The 23,468-nt window shown below is 41.1% G+C and carries 18 protein-coding genes; 9 read left to right on the top strand and 9 right to left on the bottom strand.

All coding sequences use genetic code 11. From position 1 onward, the window contains the following. Positions 1-228 precede the first annotated feature (228 nt). The 4 genes from RMZ42_RS18045 to RMZ42_RS18030 all read right to left on the bottom strand — a co-directional run bounded on the left by RMZ42_RS18045 (position 229) and on the right by RMZ42_RS18030 (position 10,201). Entirely contained in the window at positions 229-2,652 is a 2,424-nt protein-coding gene (locus RMZ42_RS18045; RefSeq protein ID WP_322672671.1) for a sucrose synthase, read from the bottom strand. A 204-nt stretch (positions 2,653-2,856) separates the two neighbouring features. Continuing rightward, entirely contained in the window at positions 2,857-3,249 is a 393-nt protein-coding gene (locus RMZ42_RS18040) for a beta-lactamase hydrolase domain-containing protein (protein WP_322672670.1), read from the bottom strand. Between the two features lie 727 nt (positions 3,250-3,976). Continuing rightward, positions 3,977-7,876: a PAS domain S-box protein gene (locus RMZ42_RS18035; RefSeq protein ID WP_322672669.1), complete on the bottom strand. Its 3,900-nt coding sequence runs from the start codon at positions 7,874-7,876 to the stop codon at positions 3,977-3,979. Between the two features lie 2,103 nt (positions 7,877-9,979). Further along, entirely contained in the window at positions 9,980-10,201 is a 222-nt protein-coding gene (locus RMZ42_RS18030) for a DUF4327 family protein (RefSeq protein WP_322672668.1), read from the bottom strand. Between the two features lie 95 nt (positions 10,202-10,296). Here RMZ42_RS18030 and RMZ42_RS18025 point away from each other — a divergent pair, with 95 nt between their 5' ends. Both RMZ42_RS18025 and RMZ42_RS18020 read left to right on the top strand, forming a co-directional pair. Continuing rightward, positions 10,297-10,497, top strand: coding sequence for a hypothetical protein (locus tag RMZ42_RS18025; protein ID WP_322672667.1), 201 nt, complete (start codon positions 10,297-10,299; stop codon positions 10,495-10,497). 201 nt (positions 10,498-10,698) lie between these two features. Continuing rightward, entirely contained in the window at positions 10,699-11,931 is a 1,233-nt protein-coding gene (locus RMZ42_RS18020) for a cysteine desulfurase-like protein (RefSeq protein WP_322672666.1), read from the top strand. Between the two features lie 234 nt (positions 11,932-12,165). Here the strand turns inward: RMZ42_RS18020 and glp are convergent, their stop codons facing one another. Both glp and RMZ42_RS18010 read right to left on the bottom strand, forming a co-directional pair. Continuing rightward, the gene (gene glp / locus RMZ42_RS18015; protein ID WP_322672665.1) at positions 12,166-13,431 is read right to left on the bottom strand and encodes a gephyrin-like molybdotransferase Glp; all 1,266 of its coding nucleotides are present in this window, start codon (positions 13,429-13,431) and stop codon (positions 12,166-12,168) included. Positions 13,432-13,468: 37 nt separating this feature from the next. Further along, entirely contained in the window at positions 13,469-14,110 is a 642-nt protein-coding gene (locus tag RMZ42_RS18010; protein ID WP_322672664.1) for a PEP-CTERM sorting domain-containing protein, read from the bottom strand. A gap of 308 nt (positions 14,111-14,418) precedes the next feature. Between RMZ42_RS18010 and RMZ42_RS18005 the strand changes: the two genes are divergently transcribed. The 6 genes from RMZ42_RS18005 (at position 14,419) to RMZ42_RS17980 (ending at position 19,880) form a co-directional block, all read left to right on the top strand. Continuing rightward, the gene (locus RMZ42_RS18005; protein ID WP_322672663.1) at positions 14,419-14,976 is read left to right on the top strand and encodes an RDD family protein; all 558 of its coding nucleotides are present in this window, start codon (positions 14,419-14,421) and stop codon (positions 14,974-14,976) included. Positions 14,977-15,019: 43 nt separating this feature from the next. Beyond that, positions 15,020-15,214, top strand: coding sequence for a 50S ribosomal protein L33 (rpmG, locus tag RMZ42_RS18000; protein ID WP_094351774.1), 195 nt, complete (start codon positions 15,020-15,022; stop codon positions 15,212-15,214). Positions 15,215-15,216: 2 nt separating this feature from the next. Next, a complete protein-coding gene (gene rpsR / locus RMZ42_RS17995) occupies positions 15,217-15,432 on the top strand; it encodes a 30S ribosomal protein S18 (RefSeq protein WP_012411240.1) in 216 nt (71 codons plus the stop codon). Between the two features lie 152 nt (positions 15,433-15,584). Further along, complete coding sequence (locus tag RMZ42_RS17990; protein WP_322672662.1) at positions 15,585-17,645, top strand: ribonuclease R family protein; 2,061 nt, start codon at positions 15,585-15,587, stop codon at positions 17,643-17,645. Between the two features lie 58 nt (positions 17,646-17,703). Next, the gene (locus tag RMZ42_RS17985) at positions 17,704-18,675 is read left to right on the top strand and encodes an alpha/beta hydrolase (RefSeq protein ID WP_322672661.1); all 972 of its coding nucleotides are present in this window, start codon (positions 17,704-17,706) and stop codon (positions 18,673-18,675) included. Between the two features lie 362 nt (positions 18,676-19,037). Beyond that, positions 19,038-19,880 (top strand): 2-isopropylmalate synthase, encoded by an 843-nt coding sequence (locus RMZ42_RS17980; RefSeq protein ID WP_322672660.1) that lies wholly within the window; start codon positions 19,038-19,040, stop codon positions 19,878-19,880. 74 nt (positions 19,881-19,954) lie between these two features. On the opposite strand, the gene RMZ42_RS17975 is transcribed toward RMZ42_RS17980, so the two are convergent. From RMZ42_RS17975 to RMZ42_RS17965, 3 genes are all read right to left on the bottom strand, one after another. Continuing rightward, positions 19,955-20,287 carry a hypothetical protein gene (locus tag RMZ42_RS17975; protein ID WP_322672659.1) on the bottom strand — a complete coding sequence of 111 codons (333 nt, stop codon included), beginning with the start codon at positions 20,285-20,287 and terminating at the stop codon, positions 19,955-19,957. Between the two features lie 82 nt (positions 20,288-20,369). Beyond that, entirely contained in the window at positions 20,370-20,717 is a 348-nt protein-coding gene (locus tag RMZ42_RS17970) for a hypothetical protein (protein WP_322672658.1), read from the bottom strand. Positions 20,718-20,821: 104 nt separating this feature from the next. Continuing rightward, on the bottom strand, positions 20,822-22,420 hold the full coding sequence (locus tag RMZ42_RS17965; protein WP_322672657.1) for a B12-binding domain-containing radical SAM protein: 1,599 nt from the start codon (positions 22,418-22,420) through the stop codon (positions 20,822-20,824). Positions 22,421-22,748: 328 nt separating this feature from the next. Between RMZ42_RS17965 and RMZ42_RS17960 the strand changes: the two genes are divergently transcribed. Next, on the top strand, positions 22,749-23,462 hold the full coding sequence (locus tag RMZ42_RS17960; protein ID WP_322672656.1) for a hypothetical protein: 714 nt from the start codon (positions 22,749-22,751) through the stop codon (positions 23,460-23,462). Positions 23,463-23,468 lie beyond the last annotated feature (6 nt).

The raw sequence follows: 23,468 nt of genomic DNA, 5'->3' as shown, positions 1-23,468 counted from the left end.
TTCAGAGGTGGATTAACGGAGTTCAGAGGTGGATTAACGGAGTTCAGAGGTGGATGAACAAGTCTCTAATCCCCCTCATCCCCCAATACGGTTCGGTTAGTATATTTGGCTCTCGGAGATCCCCCCAACCCCCTTAAAAAAGGGGGCTTTTCCTCCTATTTACCCCCTTTTTAAGGGGGTCGCCGTAGGCGGGGGGATCTTAACCCGCACCGTATTGCCTCATCCCCCTCATCCCCCACTCCCCACTCCCTGATGTTTTTCCAAAATCTTTTCGACTCTAGGTTTATAAATGAGATGAAATAAGGTTTCCATGTAGCGATCTCTAGCTTCGTTATTTTCGGGAGCAACAAAGTTCCAAAAACTAAACATTTTCGCAAGCAGTAGTAATTGATTGCTATGTAAATGCCAATTATATTTGTGATGAATTCGCTGACTCATCCATTCTGAAACTTCGTGCCAGTATTCAGGATGAGTATCGCATTGTTCAAGGAAGTCTAAAATTTTCGTTGCTGTTCCTTCTAAATCTGTAGGATTAACATTAAATTGGTTTTCTTTGTTCTCGATAATTTCTAAAGAACCGCCAAATTGAGTAGCAAAAGTTGGCAAGCCAGAAATCATCGCTTCCAAAATACTCCGACCGAAGGATTCAAAACGGGCAAAATGGACATAAATTCCTTGAGAATCTGCAACTACTCGGTAGGCTTCGCCGATGTCCCGGCTAGGAACACGCATCCCCACCCAGCGAATCTTGCCTTGGAGTTGATATTGGTCGATAATGTCGTGGAGTTTTTGAATTTCTTCTGCTTCTTCTGGGTTGCTAGCTTCGTGTAAATGCAGTTTAGTAGTTAATAGAATCAGGTTACAACGCTCTTGTAACGCTTGACTTTTACCAAAACATTCAGCTAAACCAGTGAAATTTTTGATTGAATTGATGGTATCAAGGGCAAAGATTGGGCGATTATTGGGGCGTTCTAAATAACCAAGAATTTGTGGATCTTCGCGGCTAAAGAGTAAGTCGTGAACTTCTGTGCAAAGTTTAGGATCTCGCTTTTCTTTTTGGCTGTAGGGAAAGAAAAGATTTTCATTTACTCCCGGCGGCACGAAGTTAAATTTAGGACTAAACAAATCAATGCCATCAACTACATGATACAACTGCGGCATCGTAAACCACTTGTATGACTCGTATTGACCGATGGTATCAGGCGTACCGACAATTTCTTGATAGGACGATGTGATGATAAAGTCGGCTGCATTCATGCTAATCAAATCGGCGGTGAATTGTGCCGAAAAATGATATTTATCTTCTAAATCTTGCCAATATAAATTGCTAAATAGATATTTAGGTTTTTCTAAGGAGTGGGCAATGTTACACTGAGTGACTTTCATCCGGCGAGATAGGAGAAAGGCGACTAAATTACCATCGCTGTAATTTCCAACAACTAGATTAGGTTTGCCTTGGAATTGAGCTAGTAATTCTCTTTCTGCATCTACAGCAAATTGTTCTAAATAAGGCCAAATATCGAATTTAGAAATCCAATTATTCGTAATCTCTGGATTGAATTCACCAAAAGGAACGCGCAATATCCAAGCATTTTCAGTATCTTGGACTTTTTCTAAGGGCAAGTTACAAAATGTGCCTTCACAGTTAGGAATTAATCGAGTCAGAATAATTACATGGGGTTTAATGCCTAGCTGATCGAGTCCAGCGAGTTTGATTTGTTCGCGCAGTTCGTTTTCTAGGCTGCGAGCTTGTTCGAGGACGTAGATAACTTGACCGAGTGTTTCATCTCTTCCCAAAACATCCTCCTGTCCAACCCAGCCGTGGACAGAAACGAGGACGACACGAAAGATGGCGGGGACGCGGGCCACAAAAGCTTCTAAAATGGCAGGTTCTGGAGAGTAAATGAGTCGGTCGAGGAGTTCTAAAGTTTCAGAAACTCGCGCCGCAGTGTTACCCCAACCCGGCTCAAAGCCGAGTTCTTGGAGATCGAAGCGGAATTTTTCATAAGGTTCATCAGGCGATCGCTCGCTTAGGAATTTGAGCGCTAGCTTAATTTGTTTGGCTAACTGAATACCGGAGTCAATGCGATCGCTCAATAACAGGCGAATATCATTGCATTGCAGCCTATGTAATGCTTTAAATAACATTTCTACCCAATATTCAGAGTCAGTCAACAATTGATTGCACAGGTAACGGTTGAGAAAGGCTAAACCTTGACCAATATTTCTCGCATCGTCAATTCTTGGAGAACTCTCATAGAAGGGGTGGAGGTCGATTTCGAGGATATGAGGTTGGTAGCGGTTGACTAAACGATCTCTCACATCTAACAGCGCTTGAGGCGTCATCTGCTCGAACTTACTAAAGTCGGCTGTCAGTTGCCAAACTTGTTGATTAGCAATCCTCGGTCGAATCACGAACCAAGTTCTTCCCTCTTCGAGAATGATTTCGTGGGTATATTGTATTAGTTTGCCAACAGAAGAAGAGTGGTAAAAATAGGCTGGCTTTTGGGATTGATGACAGTAATCAGCAAAGAAGAGCAAAATCTCATTTCTTAGGAAGTAATGCTTACCTGAAGCACTCAACGTATAAATCAACTGATGTAGAGCAGTTTTCTCATCACCGTTGGAGAGAGCTTGAACTAGTTCATACATGATGACGAATTCCAGAAATTTAGTTAGGTAATAACCTCATTTTTCTTTCCAGTTTTCGGTTTGCTGAGGTATATTCCCCAAACGATCGTAAATTACTATAAAAATCTTTGCGTCTAGCTCTGGGATGAAAGACTGTAAGAACTTCAAATCTATGGGATGAGGAAGTGGGAGAAAAGGGCAAAAGAGTATCTTTTGCGTTAAGGTCTAAACTCTAGATATCAAACCTAAACTAATAACTTTTTGCAGTGCTTTTTCAAAGTCTATACCTTGTTTTAGGGCTATATACAAAAATACTATTGCAGCTGAACGAATTGAATTATCACAATGTATCAGAATCGGTTTGGGTAATTCAGTGATAGTCTGATACATCTGGAGCGTACTTTGATGATTAATGTCTTCACATTCAGTTGGGAAATTAACATAATACAATCCCAAAAGTTCAGTTTTTTCCCGTTCATTAGCCAGCCAGCCTGTTTCGTCAGCCAAACGTAGATTAACTACACACTTATAACCCTCATCAGCTACTTGTTGCAGCTGAGCTAGTGTAATTTGTCCTGCGATCGCTAACTCACGATTAATTTCTCTAATAATGTTCATCAGCCGGATTAACTCCATTTTGCCGACATTGCCCTAGCTTTAACCCTAGCAAAGAAATTTGAGGAACTTGTGAGGAAATCATCAAAGTCTAGAGAATTGGAGCATTGAGCATGGTGAATCAGATCGCGCAGTGAGAAAGTTTGCTGTTCGAGTTGAGTAATTCCTGCTTCTAAGAAGATGTTTGAAAAGTCGTGATTAATGTATCAAATATTTTTTACCCCACCCTAACCCTCCCCGATATATTGGGAGGGAACCGGATTTTCTTGTTTCCCCCAATACATCGGGGGGATTAAGGGGGGTAATAATTCGATTAAAATCACAACATACCACTTTTCAAATATCCTCTAAGCCTCCGAGATCGAGCAGGTCATGAATCAGTTGTGATAAACGTTTGATTTCGTTCTCAATAGTTTGGAAAAAGCGATCGCGCTATTTCATTACAGCTAGAAAGCCCAAAATTAAAGCATACGCGACCTTTGACTTTTGCCTTGCGCTCCTAATATAGCAGGAGGCAGGAGGCAGTGTTTCGACTACGCTCAACAACCAGGCAGGAGGTAAAAACCTTGTTATTCCTGATATTTACGCTTGTCATTATGTCCTAATCTACCTGGCAACTGCTATACAAGGCGGAAATAAACCAATCATTCCAAATCAACGAAACCCTTATGCTGTATACATTTTTAATTTTTAATTTTTAATTTTTAATTGTTAATTCCGCCTTGCGGTACTAGTCTCTGAATAAATTATGTAAGGTTTTTAATAATTCTCTGGCCGTATAGGGTTTTAATAAAACTGCTTGTACATTAGCCTCAGCAGATTGAGCAAAGATTTCCATTGAGTTGAGTCCGCTACAGGCAATAATTTGAACCTGCATATTCATTCTTCGCAAGGTGCGAATAGCAATGATTCCATCCATTTCTGGCATTATTAAATCCATCAATACGGCATTGATTTGATGCTCGTATTGGGCGTAAAGCGCGATCGCCTCAATGCCATTACTGGCAGTTAGTATCTTATAGTTATGGTTTTCCAAGATGATTGTGGCGATCTCCCGAATTTGGGGTTCATCATCCACAACCAAAATCAATTCTCCCTCTCCTGAAAGCAAATCCAGGTCTTCTATGTTGAACGCTTGGGTTGCTTCCACTGCTGGTAAAAACAGGTCAAATTTGCTGCCTCTACCAACATTGCTAGACACTTTGATAAAACCGTCGTGGTTTCTGATGATTCCCAGCACTGTTGAAAGTCCAAGTCCGGTACCTGCATTGACCTCTTTTGTAGTAAAAAATGGCTCAAAAATTCTATCTATTATGTCTGGCGGTATGCCAATTCCGTTATCGGCAACGGTAATCACAATATAATGCCCAACCTTGGCATCAAGATTCATTCGCGTATAAGCTTCATCAATAAACTTATTTTCTACAGAAATATTGATATTACCGCCATCCGGTAAAGCATCGCGGGCATTTACTACCAAATTGATCAATACTTGATGCAGTTGCGTGATGTCTCCATTTACAGCCCAAATTTCTTTTGGGATAAACGTGGAAAGTTCAATAGATTTGGGAAATGTCTGTTTAGCAATTTGGACAATTTCTGAAATCAGATATTGGATTTGGATAATTGTCCGCTCTCCTTTATATCCTCGTGCAAAGGACAAGATTTGCTTTACTAAAGCTGCTCCGCGTTTGGCGTTGGTTTCTACAAGTGCCAACAGTTGCCCAGAACGCTCCTCATCTTGTAACAATGCTCTCTGTAACAATTGAGCCGCTGCCAAAATTGGTGTCAATATATTGTTCAAGTCGTGGGCAATTCCACCTGCAAGAGTGCCAAGGCTTTCCAATCGCTGGGTGCGAAAAAACTGTTCTTCGAGTTGTTTCTTTTCGGTGATGTCAGTGTCAACAGTCAGGATGGATTTGGGTTTTCCCGCAGAATCGCGCATCAATGTCCAGCGGCTTTCCACAATAATTTTCTGACCAGATTTTGTAACTTTATTTAACTCACCTTGCCACGAACCACTCTCAATTACCCTTTTCAGGGGTACTTCCAATTGCTGCTGAGTTCCTGCTGTGTAACAAATCTCCTGGAGGTTTTTTCCGATCGCCTCTGTAGACAGCCAACCGTACATCCGCTCTGCACCTTGATTCCAGAATAAGATTTGAGACTGGAAATCTCGAACTAATATGGCATCGGTGGCAATATCAAGTAAAGCGGCTTGTTCAGAGATTTTTTGTTCTGCCAACTTGCGCTCAGTGACATCTCTATTTGTACCGACGATCCGGATCGGCTGACCGATTTCGTTATAGTAAACCTGACCTTTGCAGTTTAACCAGTGTAAGCTGCCGTCGGGCCAGACAACTCGATACTCCGTAGATCCTTTTCCTTGCTCAATCATCCGCGCTATACTCGCAGCCACAGATTCGCGGTCTTCTGGATAGATTAAATTAAGATAATCTTCATAGGTTGGACATAAGGTGTTGCTCGGTAGACCATAAAGTGGCCCCATATTGGCAGACCAAATACCAGTATTAGCGATCGGGTTCCGCTCCCAGATGCCAATTTGGGCTGCTTCGGTAGCTAAACTCAATCGCGCTTCACTTTCTTGCAGTGACTCTTCGACCAGTTTGCGTTCGGTGATATCTTCGGCGATGCCACCATAGTATTGAACTTTTCCTTGGTCATCATAGATAGCAAAGCCTCGATCCCATATCCAGCGCATCGATCCATCAGGTCGCAAAATTCGATATTCTATTGAAACCGACTCATTAATAAGCTGTTGCTTTGCTGCAATGGTTAAGCGATCGCGATCGTCTGGATGAGCAAAGTCTATCCAAGACTCAGGCCGCTCCAATAAACTTTGGCAAGAGCGACCCCAAATTTTTTCATAGGCAGGACTAACATACAAGGTTCGGAATGAATCTGTGCTGGCAATCCAGATAACTGCGTGGGTGTTTTCAGCAAATTTGCGAAATTTCTCTTCACTTTGGCGCAGTGCTGCTTCGGCAACTTGGCATTCGTGTAGCGTAGCTTGCTGTTCAGTCATATCTCTGCCTACCTTTTGGATTTCAAAAACCTCTCTTTTGTCGTTACGAATTGCGATCGCATTCCATTGAAACCAACGGATACCATTGACTGTCAATGCACGTCGCTCACGATTAATCAAGGGATGGAATGAAGATCCTAAAGCTGCCATATCTTCCATCGCTTCAGGCAAGTCATCTGGATGAAAAAATTGGAAAATTGACCGATGGCGAAACTCATCTTGTTTCCAACCGAAAATTTGACAAGCAGCTGCATTGGCAAAGGTAATCTGCCCTTGCAAATCAATGCGGATAATTATGTCAGTTTGGCTTTCCACGAGTTGGCGATAGAGATTTTCGCTCTGGCGTAATGCAATTTCTGCGCGTTGGCGATCCCTTCGGGCAGCTTCGCTAATGGCAATTTCTTGTTGCAACAGCACATTGGACATCACAAGTTCTGCTGTCCGTTCTGCCACTCGTTGTTCTAACTCCTCGTAAGCTTGGCGCAGTGATTCTTTTGCCTGGTAGCGTTCGCTAATATCGCTGAATAACCAGCGCCAGCCAACTTGCTTACCCTTTGAATCGTACATGACCGCGGTTTTAATACTAGCCGGAAAAGCTGTACCTCCCCGTGGTTTTAAATAAGCTTCCCACTTCTGTTCCTGCTGTTTATTAATTAGTCGAGTGTTAAAAGTTTGGCGGTCTTGCTCAGGAATAAATAAAATTAATGGTTTGTTTAGCAAATATTTTTCGCGTACAGCCAGCAAGATTGCTGCTGCTCGGTTAGCCTCTTGGATAATACCTGCTGTATCAGTTACCAAATAAGCATCTGGAGCGAACTCAAACAAATCCTGGTAACGTTGACGCTCCAATTCTACTAGCTCGCGGGCAACGGCCAACTCTTGATTTTGTTCGCGCAGTTCTTCTTCCACAACCTGGAGTTCTTCGAGGGCTTGCTGAAGCTCCTGATTAACTTGCATAATTTCAGCCGATTGTGCCTCAACCCATAGCTTTAAGTTATTTTGAGTCTGGCAGCACACTTGCTGTATCTCTGTGTACTGATTAACCTGGCTAAATTCATCTCTGGGTTTTTGTAAATATTGCTGCAAGCCTTCAACGACTCCAACCATTTTTACCAAGTCAAAGGCTTGTAGCAAGCTAGTCTCGTTAATCACTCCTACCAATTGTCCGCGATCGTCTAAAACGGGCAAATAGCCAGTCTGATGCTCACGCAATAACGATAAAGCGATGAAAATATCCTGAGAATCTGATTGTCTAAGGGTAATTACTGGCTGCGTCATCACTTCAGCCATTGTCACCCCAGATAAATCTATTCTCGAAGCTATAAGTCTAACTACATCTTTTTCAGTAAAAATGCCTAATAAATTTCCTTCGTCCATAACCAAGACACAACCAGATTTTGGTTGATTCCGAAGAGTTAAGTTCAGCGAAGAATTTAAGTTGCTAGATGCATAATTAATACATCCTTGTTGACTCATCAATAAAATAGCTTCGATTACAAAACTATCAGGGTTAATCGTTAATGGGGAATAATTTATAACGTGATTTAAACTAGGTAAGTTAATCAGTCGATCGTTAAATTGCATAGTTAATTTATCAATCCTAATAAGCTTTTTGATATTCAGGACAAATTAGCAGAAGTCAGCAACAGCAAAAGAAGTCAGCTATTGAACATCAGAAATTATTGTGGCGGAATAACTATCAAGCAACTAGCAAGCGGCTAAATGTAATCATAAATTAACTAGAAAGCAACTATAAATTAATTGTATTGATAAATACAGGCTTTAACTATTAGTATGCCTAATACATGCAATACAAGTTAGTAACTAAACTAGAAAGTAAATAAAATTTTACAGCCGTCAAACTCATTCTATTGTCAAATTTATAGATAGATGATTGGCGATCTCAAGATATTACCTTAATTGATAGTTTTAATAGTCTTATTAGTGTGAAATATTTGAAATTAATTGATGAGTGCAAATATTAAACCCTTGGTCTCAAACATTGACAGAGGTTCATAATTTCGGCTTTTTTAATAAACTTTATCAAGACTTTCAATAAACAATACAAAAAATGAGCCATTGCCGGAGACGGTTTCCCTAAAAGTACTCCAATTAAAAAAATGCCCAATTGTCATTGCGGGAGCAAAGCAGAATGAAGCAATCGCAAAGTACTTGAGATTGCTTCGCTTCACTACGTTACGCTCACAATGACAGGTTTTGGATCGTTTATTTTTTGGAACACTTTAACATAGAGGAGACAGTCATGTGGGAAAGTTTCGCAACTTCAAGAGCCACTGCCTTGAGCGAGCAATACCCAACTTGTAATCTTCCCTACTGGAACTTTGCGAACTCAGCATCAACTGCCAATAAATCAGAAGGGAAAAGAATTTGACTGGTTTATTCTTTATTCTATTCATAAGTAGGTGGCACGCTAGCAGTAACGCCGCTCTGAAGCCCCACATTTATAGTTATAAGAATTTATACGAAGATAATTTGAGGAACTTGTGAAAAAACCGCTAAATTAGCCTGAAAGTATTACTTAACAATTGTGTATAAGTTTTTCTAAAACATTAAGTATTTTGACTATCCTCACAACTTCCTCATATTTAAAGACTATAGTCAAAATATAGACAGTTTCTTTTTAATATCTACGGGCTTCTCAAATAGCTGCCCTGAATCGCAATAACACTTTTATGAACAGGATTTGAGAAAAATATGAATTACTGTCCTTGCTGCTCAAGTTTACTTTTAGAACATATACGCGGTGCAGAGACTTACTGGTTTTGTCGTCACTGCTGGCAGGAAATGCCTATTTATAATAGGCATAATCGGAACGAATCCAGTTCGTTCGCTGATGTTGTCATGGGAAAACTACCTAGAAAGCCTCAGAAAGAAAAACGTAGAAGTACTATTGTTTACGCAAGCCAATGGCAATCGATTACCGAATGGATTGGGCTAGAAGAGTTATCTACCTAATCCAATTTACTGAAACCGATTAGTCTAATTGCTTTTCTTGATTTCAGTAATTAATTGCTCAAGAATGTGAGACTATAGCCTATTTTTTAGGTATTAATTGACACATTTAGAGAAAGAAAACAGAAAAATTTCTCAAACCCACAGCCAAAGACGTGAGGTTGCTTCTGAGGTTAGGCTATGTCTGACTGGAGGTAGCAACCCCTAATTAACCATTCCTATGCAGAGTAGGCAAACGAGAGGACAATGGTAATACCATTTTGGATTTTAGACTTCGGGTACGCTCAGTCGAACGATTTTAGATTTTAGATTGTGAAACATCCATTGGATAAGTGTTTCAGTTTTCCATCTGTCGCAATCATTTTTCAAATTGGTATAAGTTTGTAGGACAACTCTCAAAAACTTGCGTGTACACCGTAGCTCGGTGTAAATAATTATTGTTGAGATAAAGAAGGTAGAAAAAGGGTTTGAATCTTGTTTACTTTTCTTCACACAGTTTGTTTTTATTGTGCCAACTTATTTAACAGAGAATTATGACGCTAGCAATGGTTCTCTTATCTTTTCAAACCAAAGCTATCCCTCAAGATTTATTGCTTACTTTAATAATCTCTTGCTTATAGCCCCCGATTAATTTGGGAGTTTTTCATGTTGAAAAATGAATTTGTAATTTTGATTTTATGGGATGCAGCTAATAGGGTTTAGCCTTATGTAGCCTCAATCATCTTCCCAAGATTCGTGATTCAGTAAATCGATAATTCTATCTCTGAGTAGAAATTCATTTTTTTCTAACTCAAGTTCAAAATTAATCCACTCACGATGAGGAATATATTTACAAAGGGTATAAATTGGCTGCTGACGGTTAACAAGTCTCTTTTTAACAAGTTGAAGTGCTTCTTCTTTGATAACTTGGATGTCATATTTTACCGTAGTATTCATAAGCCGTTCCTTTATTTTCAATCAAGGAATTAAGACTCAAAACAATAGTTGCTTTGACTCTCCCTTAAACTTATCAAATAAAATTGGCGAGAATTGTGAAGAATCAAGACATTAATAGTTGCTGGAAGTTAAATACAGGAGATTTCAACTTCTCGTGCGATCGCGAACAGTGTGTTGGAGGCAGAGGCTACGCCAACATGAGATACACAAAGACCCAACCACTTTCCCCTTTATCAGGGTTGCCACTACGTTGGTCGTCCCGACTGACTTGTTCGCTCTTAACCTTCCCGTTATGAAAGCAAGTGGAGTCTCTTGCAAAAGTCTCTAACACCTCACCCCCAACTTCTCCCCAAAGCATAGGGGAGCGTTTGCTTTACTCAAATGCGGGGTGGGGTTCTTTATTTTTGATTTATGCAAGAAGTCTAATGTAGATGTTCTCTGGGCGACTTGTCAGAAGGTAGGCTAGGGTAAAGAACATTCTCTAGAAAACTTATATTATGCTCCTGAATCTTGATAAAGTTCGTCAATATTTTCCGGCTCTAGCTGGGGAGTGGACTTTTTTTGATAATGCTGGTGGGTCACAAACCTTGAAAAAAGTAGTAGATAGAATTAGCGAATTTCTCTTAAGTTCTGATGTCCAGTTGGGAGCTTCTTATGGAATCTCTCAACTGGCTGGAGAACGATTGGCTTTAGCAACTAGGGAAATGGCTACTTTCATTAATGCCAATTCTTATAAAGAAGTAGTCATGGGGCCATCGACTACAATGATGTTGAAAGTTCTTTCAATTTGTCTGGGTAAAACCTTCACATCTGGTGATGAAGTTATTGTTACTAATTGTGACCATGAAGCTAATATTGGTGCTTGGGTCGCTCTTGAAAAACAAGGAATAAAGGTTAAAGTGTGGAAAGTTCGCCCAGATACTTTAGAACTTCATTTAGCAGATTTAGAACCATTGATGAGTCAGCGCACAAAACTGGTAGCCTTGACTCATGCTTCTAATGTTCTGGGAACCATCAACCCGATCAAAGAAATTGCTGCATTTGTACACGATCGCAACGCTATGATTTGTGTAGATGGTGTAGCTTATGCACCTCATAGATTAGTTGATGTCCAAGATTTAGATGTTGATTTCTATACTTTGAGTTTTTATAAAGTCTATGGGCCGCACCATGCCTTACTTTATGGCAAAGAAGAACATTTATTAAGATTGCCTGGTCTGAACCATTATTTTATTGACCAGACAGATATACCTTATAAATTTCAATTAGGGAATGTCAATTTTGAATTAAGTTATGGAATGTTAGGTTTATGTGATTATTTAAGTGAATTAGCACAACTGCACTATGGGAATGAAACTGCACCTGATTTGAGAAATCAAATGGTGCAAGCATTTGATTTAATTAGCATACATGAAGAACATATTAGCGATCGCCTCTTAAATTACCTCAACAGTAAGCCGAATGTGCGAGTGATTGGTCAATCAAAGGCTGACCGTAAATTCCGTGTACCAACTATATCTTTTGTCGTCGATGGAATAAATAGCTCAACCATTCCCGTAAAAGTTGACCAACATTATATTGGGATTCGCTATGGGGACTTTTATGCTAAACGGCTGATTGAATACTTGGGGTTAGCGTCCCAAGGTGGAATAGTCCGGGTAAGTATGGTGCATTACAACACCCTTGAGGAAGTTAACAGCTTGATTGAGGCTTTTGAGCAGATATTTTAACTAATTCGTAATTCGTAATTCGTAATTCGTAATTATTGGGTTTAATTCAAGATGCTTGGGTTAAACCTTTTTTTCATCTCCTGCTCTCCCTACTTGTCTTAAAGCCAAGCAATTAAAGTTGAATTCTGCCTCTCCTACAAAGATGCTACGCGCTTGTCTATACGTGGTTTTCTTTCACATAGTGTTTAAATCCCTTTATGCAACTGTTTTTAATTACGAATTACGAATTACGAATTACGAATTACTAAGCTGCAAAACTTGCACTTCTTCTTGTGGCAAAATTAATGTTTTACCCACGGGTAGAACGGCTAAGGCATTGCTTTGAGCTAAATTAATTAAATTGCCGGAACTGTGACTTCCACCAGCTTTGTGAAATTCATAAACTCCATCAATTAAATGCAATTTACCCCAAAGGTAAGTTTCACGTTTGCCGTTCGATCGCAATTCATCATGCGATCGCACTTTCAAAAATACTGGTTCCCAACTTTCAGTTATTCCCGAAAGTTTCTTGATTGCTGGTAGCACAAATCGCCAAAATGTCACCAACACAGCAGCAGGGTTTCCTGGTAAACCAAAGTATAGTGCTGAGTGTGGAGAGACGCGATTAATCGCGTCTGTACTGGGGAAAGTGGCGACAGTCAGGGGTTTTCCTGGACTAATTTGCACAGCCCGAATGTGGATTTTTGCTTTTAGTGACTCTAGAATTTTGTCAACATAGTCATAATCTCCCACTGAGACGCCACCAGAAGAAAGAACTATATCAGCGATCGCAACAGCGTGAGTAATAACTTTCTCCAAAGCAACTGGATCGTCTTTCACAATGCCTAAAATTAACGGTTCTGCGCCACTTTGTCTCACCAACGCTGCCAGTGCATATTGATTAGAATCCACAATTTGCCCCGATTGCAACGGTTTATCAGCTGTCACCAGCTCATCACCAGTGGAAAAAATTGCCACACGCGGACGGCGGTAAACAGTTAATTGCGGACACTGTGCTGCTGCCAATACGGCAATTTCTGAGGCATTTAACTTAATTCCTGCTGGTAGTAGTTCTGTTCCAGCTTGATAAAAAGATGCTTTGTGTCTAACAAATTCTTGCGGTTTTGGTGCATCCAGTATAAATACGCGGTTTTCCTCGCGGCGTGTTTTCTCTTGCATGACTACAGTATCCGCACCTGCTGGGATTACCGCACCTGTAAAAATTCGTGCGGTTTGCCCTGGTTGAATCGTAGACTTGGGCTGATACCCAGCCGGAATTTCTTCAACAATTTCTAAAATAGCTGGTTGTTCGGCGCTACAGTGCTGTACATCTTCGTAGCGAACTGCGTAGCCATCCATTGCCGAATTATCCCAATGGGGAAAATCTAGCGGACTGGTAACAGGCGTTGCCAAAATGCGACTATCTGCTGTCAATAAATCTACAACTTCTGTATCCCGTTGACGATCCAACGGCTGCACCAAATTTAAAATAATTGCTTGTGCATCGCTGACTGATAACATAGCGATCGCCTCCGACTTTTTTCTTTATCCCTGTAAACTAACACTGACCAATTTTAGATTTTGGATTTTGGATTGATTTCTGCTTGAGGGTAAATCCTAAACTACACACTGCTAGTAAACCGATAATTATGCTTCCTTCGGGGACTTTGGATACCTGAACCGAATTGTTGCTTAAATCTAGGATTTGCTTTGTGCCTGCTGCATCTCTATTATTAAAACCAAATTCTTTTGTTAGAACCTCATCACTAAAACCTTCATCTATAAGCGCGAGATTATTATTAAGCCATGTGTCGCCAGGAAACTCATCATCTTTGCCAACATCAAAAGGGCCAAAGATTTGCTCGGTAATGCTATCAAAGTTGAATCTTAAAAAGCCGTAGTTAGACACCCCACCAAGCACTGGAGTGAAACTATTTATCAGATTACTCAAGGGATCAAAGAAGGAAATTGAGAGAGATTGCAAGTTCTTCGTAGCTCCCAAACCAGCTTCAGAAATGACGCTTGGAGCAGTTGTTGTATCGTAGTTAAATGAACCTTTAGCTGAATAACCAGTGTCTCCTTTCCAGTTAAAGTTGAACTCAGCAGCATAAGCTAGGTTGTTGGTGGTTATAGCGATCGCTAACGCTAAAGTAGTAGTAGTCACCAGACTAATAGCTGTTTTAGTAAACAGATGTGTCATAGATATAACTTCCAAATTAATTAAAATGAAGTTTCTACAACAATACAATATAGATGTACAACCCTACTGTATGTTGCATCCATGACGTGTAGCGGCTACTCTATGAGATGTTAACCAAGTATTCAAAGGTATCAAAACTTACTTATATACCCGCTCTTATTTTTGAGTCGTGCAGTTGGTAGTTGTACAAATTTTTGTTGGCTGATTTTTGTTCCTTTACAGCGCAGCAACTAGCCAAGTCATCATCTTAATATTAAAAACAGGAGCGATCGCTATTTCCCAACCCCTAAATAAAATACTTATTTTGTATGACTATCGAACGACTTCCCCAAAAACACTATCCCAAAGCTGAGATTGGGCGGCGAGGTATGGCATTGGGACTTGATTTCCTTGGTGTCTGGTTAGTCAGTTCCCTACTGGGAGGCGGCGATATCGGGATTCAATTTCTTGAAATCTTAGTTTTTGTAATACTTTGGCTGGTTTTGCGAGTAGTGGTGGTATACAACAATCAAGGGCAAAGTTTAGGGCGTTGGGCGTTCGATTTAAAGGTATTGGAAGTCGAAGATGGGGAAGTAGTGGGCAGAATTCCCGATTTGCTCTCACTAGTGAAGCGAGAGGCGATTATCGGCTTGGGTGCTTTATTAGTGTCAATTGCCCTGAGCAATATTAGAGCCAATCCCACTGCTATACTGCTAGTAATTCCCCTAGCAATTGATTGTGGAACTGCTTTCTCTGATACCCAGATGCGGCAGGCTTTACACGATCGCTATTGTGGAACTTTCATTGTTTCGTCGCGTCGTGGCTACTCGCTCGATATAAAAATTAAAAGATTAGTTGAAAATATGCGGCGGAATGTGAGAAGATAGTCATTTGTGTTAATTCTCTTCAGGCTTCACTGTTTGTAAGATTATGGCTAAGAGTAAAGGTGCCCGCATTATTATCACACTAGAGTGTACTGAGTGCCGGACAAATTCAGATAAGCGTTCTGCTGGTGTTAACCGTTATACCAGTACCAAGAATCGCCGCAACACCACCAACAGGCTAGAACTGAAAAAGTTCTGCACCCACTGCAATAAACATACCGTTCACAAGGAAATTAAGTAGAGATGAGTTATTTCCGTCGTCGCCTTTCTCCGATCAAGCCAGGAGAACCAATCGATTATAAAGATGTTGATTTATTGCGTAAGTTTGTCACCGAGCGGGGAAAGATACTGCCACGTCGGATTACTGGGCTGACGTCTCAGCAACAGCGAGAGTTGACATTAGCAATTAAACGTTCGCGGATTGTGGCTTTGTTGCCATTTATCAATGCAGAAGGCTAAAAAGAGTGATGAGTCAGAAGTTATGAGTTATGAGTTATGAGTTATGAGTTATGAGTTATCAATTAACTTTTCACTCCTCACTCCTCACTGCTCACTCTTAACTACTCACTCCTAACTATTTAAACTGTTCACCAAATTAGAGTGCGAGAGTTGTGGAGAAGGGGACGCTAGTTGAATTTAGGGTTCAAGGCGATCGCCGTCTGGGCATCGTAGAACGTCCAGACGGTAAAACCCGCTGGTTTGTGGTAGACGAACGCGGTCAATCCCACAGCCTCGCGCCTAGACAAATAACCTATACAGTTACCAAAGAGACTTATAAGGCTTCTGAAATTGCCAGCTTTTTGGAGCAGATCGAGCCTTATTTAGACCCATCTAGTTTAGAAGTGGCTTGGGAATTACTGGTTGAAGATGGGGAAACAGTTACCCCAGACCAAATGGCGAATCTGCTATTTTCAGAATCAGCCGCGCCTGCTTGTTACGCCGCCTATTGCTTGTTATCAGACGACAAACTTTATTTCAAGCAAAAAGGAGACGCTTACGAGCCGAGAACTGCTGCTCAAGTGGCAGAACGCAAGCACCAACTAGAAGTAGAGGCACTAAAAGCTAAAGGACAGCAGGAATTTTTAACTCGTGTAGAGCAGGCGCTCAAAGGTGAAGCAGTAGAATGGCAGCGCCACGATCGCCAGCGTTTAGAAGGACTAGAAAAATACGCAGCGCTAATAGCTGACACCGTGCGGACGGGGGTTAATTATGACTCGTTGGCTCGCGCTTATCCGCCCAGCGCTCCAGTATTAGAAACTATGACCATGCTGGGGCGGCCCACAACACCCCAAGGAGCCTTTCAACTATTGGTGGATTTGGGTTGCTGGAGTCCTTATGAAAACTTGTTCCTGCGTCGTTCTTCAATTCCGATTCAATTTCCTCATAAGGTATTAGAAGTGGCGCAACAGCGTTTGGATTTCCCGCCGATTGACTCAGATACAAACCGCCTTGATCTGACTCACCTGAAGGTTTACACCATTGATGATGAAACTACCACAGAGATCGACGATGGTCTAAGTTGGGAAGTACTGCCTGATGGACGGGAACGGTTGTGGGTGCATATCGCCGATCCCACTAGATGGTTAGTACCGGAAGATGAATTAGATTTGGAAGCCAGAAAGCGCGGTAGTACAGTCTATTTGCCGACGGGAATGATTCCCATGTTTCCAGAAGTGTTGGCAACTGGGCCAATGAGTCTGATCCAGGGAAAGGTTTGTTGCGCCCTCAGTTTCGGGATTATTTTAGGGACAAGTGGGGGAGTAGAAGATTACAGCATTCATACCAGCTTGATTAAGCCGACTTATCGCCTCACCTACGAAGATGTAGATGAAATGCTGCAATTACGGGTGCAAGCAGAACCGGAAATTGCTGCGATCGCCACTTGGGCACAGCGGCGCAAAGCTTGGCGTTACGCTCAAGGGGCAATTAGCATCACCATGCCCGAAGCGACGATCAAAGTCAAAGGTGAGGAGATCCACATTGATATCTTGGACGATTCCCCATCGCGGCAATTGGTAGCAGAAATGATGATTGTTGCCGGTGAAGTTGCGGCTCGTTATGGTAAAACTCATAACATACCTTTGCCATTTCGCGGTCAACCGCAACCAGAATTACCTCCAGATGAGGAATTGCTTCTACTTCCAGCCGGATTTGTTCGCGCTTGCGCCATGCGTCGTTGTATGCCCAAGAGTGAAATGAGCATTACGCCTTTGCGTCATGCTGGTTTGGGCTTGGATACTTATACTCAAGCAACTTCTCCCATCCGCCGCTACAGTGACTTACTCACCCACTTTCAAATTAAAGCTCATTTGCGGGGTGAAGTTCTGCCATTTTCCGCAGATCAACTTAAAGAAGTGATGATGACTGTCACCAGCATCACCCAAGAGGTGACGATGGTGGAACGCCAAACTAATAGATATTATGCTCTAGAGTATTTACGCCGTCATCCAGAGGAAACTTGGGATGTAACAGTATTGATGTGGTTGCGAGAAGACAGTAACTTAGCTCTAATTTTGTTAGAAGATTTGGGCTTGCAGTTGCCAATGGCTTTCAAACGTTCTGTGAAGTTGGGCGAACAGATAGTGGTGAAAGTTAGCCACGCCGATCCACAAAAAGATATGATCCAGTTTCAAGAAATAATTTATCAAGAAGCTCAAACAGCGGCGAATTAACTACATAAGCTACGCTATAAAAAACTCCAACCACTGCACCCGTCATCAAACAAGAGGAATGATGCAAGCAATAAATCATCGCTTGATTGAGACTAACGGCATCAAAATGCATATTGCTGAACAAGGTCAAGGAAACCTTGTAATCCTATGTCATGGCTTTCCAGAATGCTGGTACTCTTGGCGACATCAGCTTGTAGCCCTTGCAGAAGGTGGATTCCATGTTGTTGCGCCCGATATACGTGGTTACGGGCAGACAGACCAACCAGAGTCAGTTGAGGCATATAATATATTGGAGCTAACTGGCGATATCGTTGGGCTGATTCATGCTCTCGATCAAGAACAAGCCATCATCGTCGGGCACGATCAAGGTGCAACTTTAGCTTGGCATTGTGCGTTGTTACGTCCAGATTTGTTTAAAGCGATCGCTTTACTAAGTGTCCCTTATCGCGCTAGAGCCTGGGAAAGTAGACCGCCAACAGAAATGCTAAAACGGATGTCGGGTGAGCAAGAGTTTTATATGTTGTATTTCCAGGAACCTGGTAAAGCAGAGGCAGAACTAGAAGCTAACGTTCGTAAGTCTCTTCGCATGATGCTCTATTCTGCCGCCGGGGATGCACCTCCTGAAGAAAGATGGCGGTTTGTGTTCGACAAATCAGAAAAATTTCTAGACACTTTAACAGAACCAGAGCAGCTTCCGAGTTGGTTGAGCGAGCAAGACCTTGATTTTTTCACCCAAGAGTTTGAGCGAACCGGATTTCGAGGCGGGTTGGCTCGATATCGAAACCTGGATAGAGATTGGGAACTCACGCGCTTTTTGAGTGGCGCAAAGCTCCAACAACCTGCTTTGTTTATTGGGGGAGAGTTCGATGCAGTCGTAACGAGAAATCGAGAACTCGTTAACAACTTAGAAAAAACAGTGCCGAACTTGAGAAAAAAGCTATTGCTGCCAAACGCCGGACATTGGATTCAGCAGGAACAACCTGCTGAGATTAATCGGTTGCTGATCGAGTTTTTAACGAACCCGGCATAACCAATCTCTTGCAGCAGGCAAAGTTCCTTCGTCTATCGTTTAAGTTCTTTCGCAGCCGCTACTGATGTTTGACTCTGAGTTTGTAAGTAATGTGAGTTCGGGACAAGCTCAAAGCATGATTTTATCGTTGGCTGAAACTCCTATTGCTTCGTATAACTAGCAGTAAAATCGTTTTAACCCGAACTGAGGTTAACTACTTTGTCATTCGTAATACTTGCCAGAAGCTAGTATTATCAATTACGAATCATTTTAACCTTGCTCCAATTCCTGTCGGTTACGATATCAGGTACATTGAATGAGGTACTAGTTATGATGTCTAGCAGAATTGCATTTGAAAAAAGCGATCGCTATCTCTAGCTAATATGTCAGAAAATAATCACAAAATAATTATTTTTGATACCACCATGCGTGATGGAGAATTGACGCCTGGGGTAAAAATGAATTTGCAACAAAAAATCATCATCTCCCAACTGCTTGAAGAAATGGGAGTAGATATTATTGAAGTTGGTTATCCAGCAAGTTCTGAAAAAGATTTTGATGAAGTCTTTAATATTTCTAAAATTATTAAAAATTCTATTATTTGTGGGCTAGCTAGTTCCAATTCAGATGAAATAATCATTCTTGCTGAAGCAATTAAACCAGCAATCAGAGGTAGAATTCACACTTATACTCCGGTAAATCTGAAAAATCAGTCTAAATTAACCAAACAAGAAGTATTAGCAACAATCAAAGAGAGTGTTTCTCTAGCACGCAATTACTGTGATGATGTAGAATGGAGCGCTTTTGATGCTCCCAGAAGTGAGCCAGATTTTTTGTGTAAATCTATTGAAACTGCAATCAAGAGTGGTGCTACTACTGTTAGTATTCCTGATAGCTTAGGTTTGGCATCGCCAGAAGAGTTTTTGCAACTTCTGCAAATGATTTTTAATCGAGTGCCCAATATTAACGAAGTTGTAGTTTCAGTACACTGTCATGATGATTTGGGCATGTCGATAGATAATTCACTCATTGCTTTAAGTTGCGGCGCGAGGCAAATTGAATGTGCAATTAATGGTTTGGGTGCGAGGAAAGGTAATGCAGATTTAGCGAAAGTTGTAACAGAGGTTTTAAAACAAGACAAGTATCAACTTGAAATTAACACTTTGTTAATCAGTAAAGCAGCAGAGCTAATTTTTGAAATAACTGGGATTGCAAAAGCAAAATAGTTTTTATAGGGTGTGTTACGCCAAAGGCTAATGCACCACTTGACTGAATTAAGAATTATTGATGTTTATCTTTGCTATGATCGCGGCTTTTCTGGCATAGGATGAGATGATGGTTGGACAACTTCATTACCTGGGTCTACTGCCTCTGCTCCTCTTGAAGCTTGTCTTATAGCATGAGATGATGGTTGGACAACTTCATTACCTACCAAGATATTGGTATTAGTACTGTTATTCAAACTATTCACTAGTTTTCTACGAAGTGACTCTAAAAACATAGTATCATTACCAAGATCGGAAGCTTCGTCCTCATCGATATCTTCGATTTGATTGAGTCGTTCTTGATATTTCTCAATCAGGCCATCGATGGCTTCAATGATAAACTTTATGTCCTTAAACGACAGATTCATTGTAATTTACCTACATAAAATAGCTTTATGCCACAAAAAATTCAACTAAATTCAAAATAAAAAATTTATAATTTTGTTAGCATTAACTTATTTTATAAAATAATTCATCTACCAATTTCAAGGCTGCTTTGTATTCATCTATCAACATCGCTCTAGAAGGTTTCCATAACCAGTGGTTATCGTGGTCATTTACCAATTCTATTTGCTCTGGAATTTCAGTATTGGATTCTAATTTCCACCAGTTTTTGCCATATCCTTGAGTGGTAAATGTTGATACCCCTCCGGGCGATGTCCCGTCTGGTAAAGTAGTCATGACCCAGACTTGACCATCTTTATTATAGGTGGCAATATCTTTATTAGGTCTAACATTCTCCATTCTAGGAGAATTAGCATTACCTTGCCGATAGAGTGCGATTGGTGTTTTTGCCATTCAGTAAGTGTCAATTTATGACTATCATACTTTGAATAGCATACTGGTTTTAATAACGGCTAATAAGTAATTTTTTCACTTTTACCTATTAACCGTTACTACATTTAACTAACTACTGCTTCAGCTTTTTCCTCAGCTTTTTCCTTAACTAGCACATAAGGCGTTTCTACACCTTGTGCTAAATATTCAGCTAGCTGACTTTCAATTTGATCGCGGACAATTTGGCGATACTCTAGAAAATGTTCGTTATGGGCACAAACGGCGATGTAATGTTCAATAACTCCAGGGTTACGTTTGAGAATGCTAAATAAATGATGCCAGAATTTCCAACGGGTTTCCCGTTTGATTCCTTGTCGCCAAATCACAATCAGCAACGCTTTTATAACTACCCACTCTGGCATTTTCGCTGGCGCTTTCCAACTCGGCAAGCCCATCATCAAGAAGCAGCGATAGGTACGATCCAAATATTGTACTGGGTCGTATAAAGTACAGAATGCCTCAATATATTCTCTGGCTAGTTCTTCCAGGGGACGAGTGGGCAGGAAGTTCATCAATGTTGTTTGGTTGATGTTTCCATCTTGATTTTCCCGTAATCTTCCTTCTTTTTTCAGGCGATGCCAAAGCGCAGTGTTAGGTAACGCTTGCAACATGGCAAAGGTAGTTGAGGGAATTGCTGCTTGTTCAGCAAAGCGGACAATGCGATCGCCTGCGCCTGCTTTTTCGCCATCAAACCCGATAATAAACCCAGCCATTGGGCGCAATCCCGCTTTAGTAATAGTTTGCACTGCCTCAGTTAGAGAACTGCGAGTATTTTGAAACTTCTTAGTCATTTGCAAACTATCCTCATCCGGTGTTTCGATTCCCAAAAACACCGCCGAGAAACCGCACTCAACCATCAACTCCAACATTTCTGGATCTTGTGCTAAGTCAACTGAAGCTTCCGTATCAAATCGGAAGGGATATTTGTGTTCTGCCATCCAGACTTTTAACTCTTTCAGCAACAACTTTACATTTCGCTTGTTGCCAATAAAGTTGTCATCCACCATGAACACACCCCGCCGCCAACCCAATTCATAGAGGTAATCTAACTCTGCTAAAAGTTGGGCTGGGGTTTTGGTGCGTGGTTTGCGCCCGTAGAGAACAATAATGTCGCAAAATTCGCACTGGAAGGGACACCCGCGCGAAAATTGCACCGACATCATGTCATAAGCGTTCAATTCTAATAAATCAAAACGGGGTATTGGTGTACTGGTGACATCAGGTTTTTCTGTGGCGCGGAAAGTGCCAGATGTGTCTCCCCTTTTTATTGCCTCAATAAACATGGGCAGCGTGATTTCCCCTTCATCCAGAATCAGAAAATCTGCGCCAACATTTTCAACTTCGTGAGGTACAGAGGTGGGGTAGGGGCCGCCAACTGCGACTAACTTGCCACGTTTTTTTGCTTCCTGGATTTGTTCAAGTAAATCTTGCTTCTGGACAATCATCGCAGAGAGGATTACTATATCTGCCCATGCCCATTCTGCTTCTGTTGCTGCACGGATGTTGCGATCGACCAGCTTGAATTCCCATTCTTGGGGCAAAATCGCGGCTACTGTTACTAAACCCAGAGGTGGTAATAAAACCTTGCGATCGACTAACTCTAGGATTTTTTCATAAGACCAAAAGGTTTTGGGAAATATTGGATACACTAACAAGATTCGCATGTAGTATCAATCCTCACACTTTGATTGTTATCCCACTCTAACGAAAATAAAGAGTTATTGACTTTTTATTAAAGTTGTTTTATTTTACCATTCATATTTTTAACTCAAATGGACGACTAGTACAGCACAGCGTAAATCCAACCACCATCTCAATTAACCAGACAAGTTGCTCTGAGCAACTGGTTAAAGGTAGGTAAACTTTCGCCACAGTTTACTAGGATTTCCTTAAAAAGACTCCCACATATATAAGAATTATTGTCATTTAGCTGTATCGTGAAAAGAGAAGCAAATTAGAAAACAAGTGTAGGCTTCCGAATAAATCAATCAGATGATCGCACAATGGCTCTCAAAAGCTTTTGCACAAAGTTTCAGGATTCTCCTTGCCGTTACATTTGTCAGTACTACATTTCCTGTGGTTGCATCCGAAGATAAATCTAGTTCTAGTAATCAACGTAATCTCCTTCAAACTGAGATTACACAGCAGGATCTCAAAATCATCGATCGATTAGTAGCTATTGCTGAACGCAACTCAGCCCAAGTGCTGGAAACAAAAGCTGCAATGGGATTGAATGCTTTTAGAGATGTCTTAGCTATCGAATTATCTCCGGCTCTAAGTACGATCTCAACATCACCGGATTCCCCATCTGAGCGCTCAAACAGTTTTTCCTTAACCGTTACAGTTGACCCGATTAAATTCATTAGTACTTTTGGGCAGCTTCCTGTTTTGCAAGCTCGTTGGAAGGAAGCTAGACAGCAAAAAAGATTAGCTATCGTGCAATATTATGTTGCCTATCTCCAAGCCCGTCAAGCAGCTTTAATTGCCACTTATCAAATACAAAAAATTACTGGAAGTTCTGACATTGCCAATCTTTATTCCCAAACAAGTTTTCCTAAGAATGTCAATCATCTTGCTAATCCTGATTACGTTGCAGCTGCAACGTCTTTGTTAGAAGCAAACACACGCGAACGATTGACATTGGAAGAATTGGCAGCTTGTGTCGGCTTATCTTCGCAAGAAATGACCGCTATCATTAGCAAATAATAGATA

This window comes from Nostoc sp. DedQUE05 (assembly GCF_034530955.1).
Classification (GTDB): domain Bacteria; phylum Cyanobacteriota; class Cyanobacteriia; order Cyanobacteriales; family Nostocaceae; genus Nostoc.
Note: the sequence above shows the minus strand (reverse complement) of the source record. Positions and strands in the feature narration are given on the sequence as shown.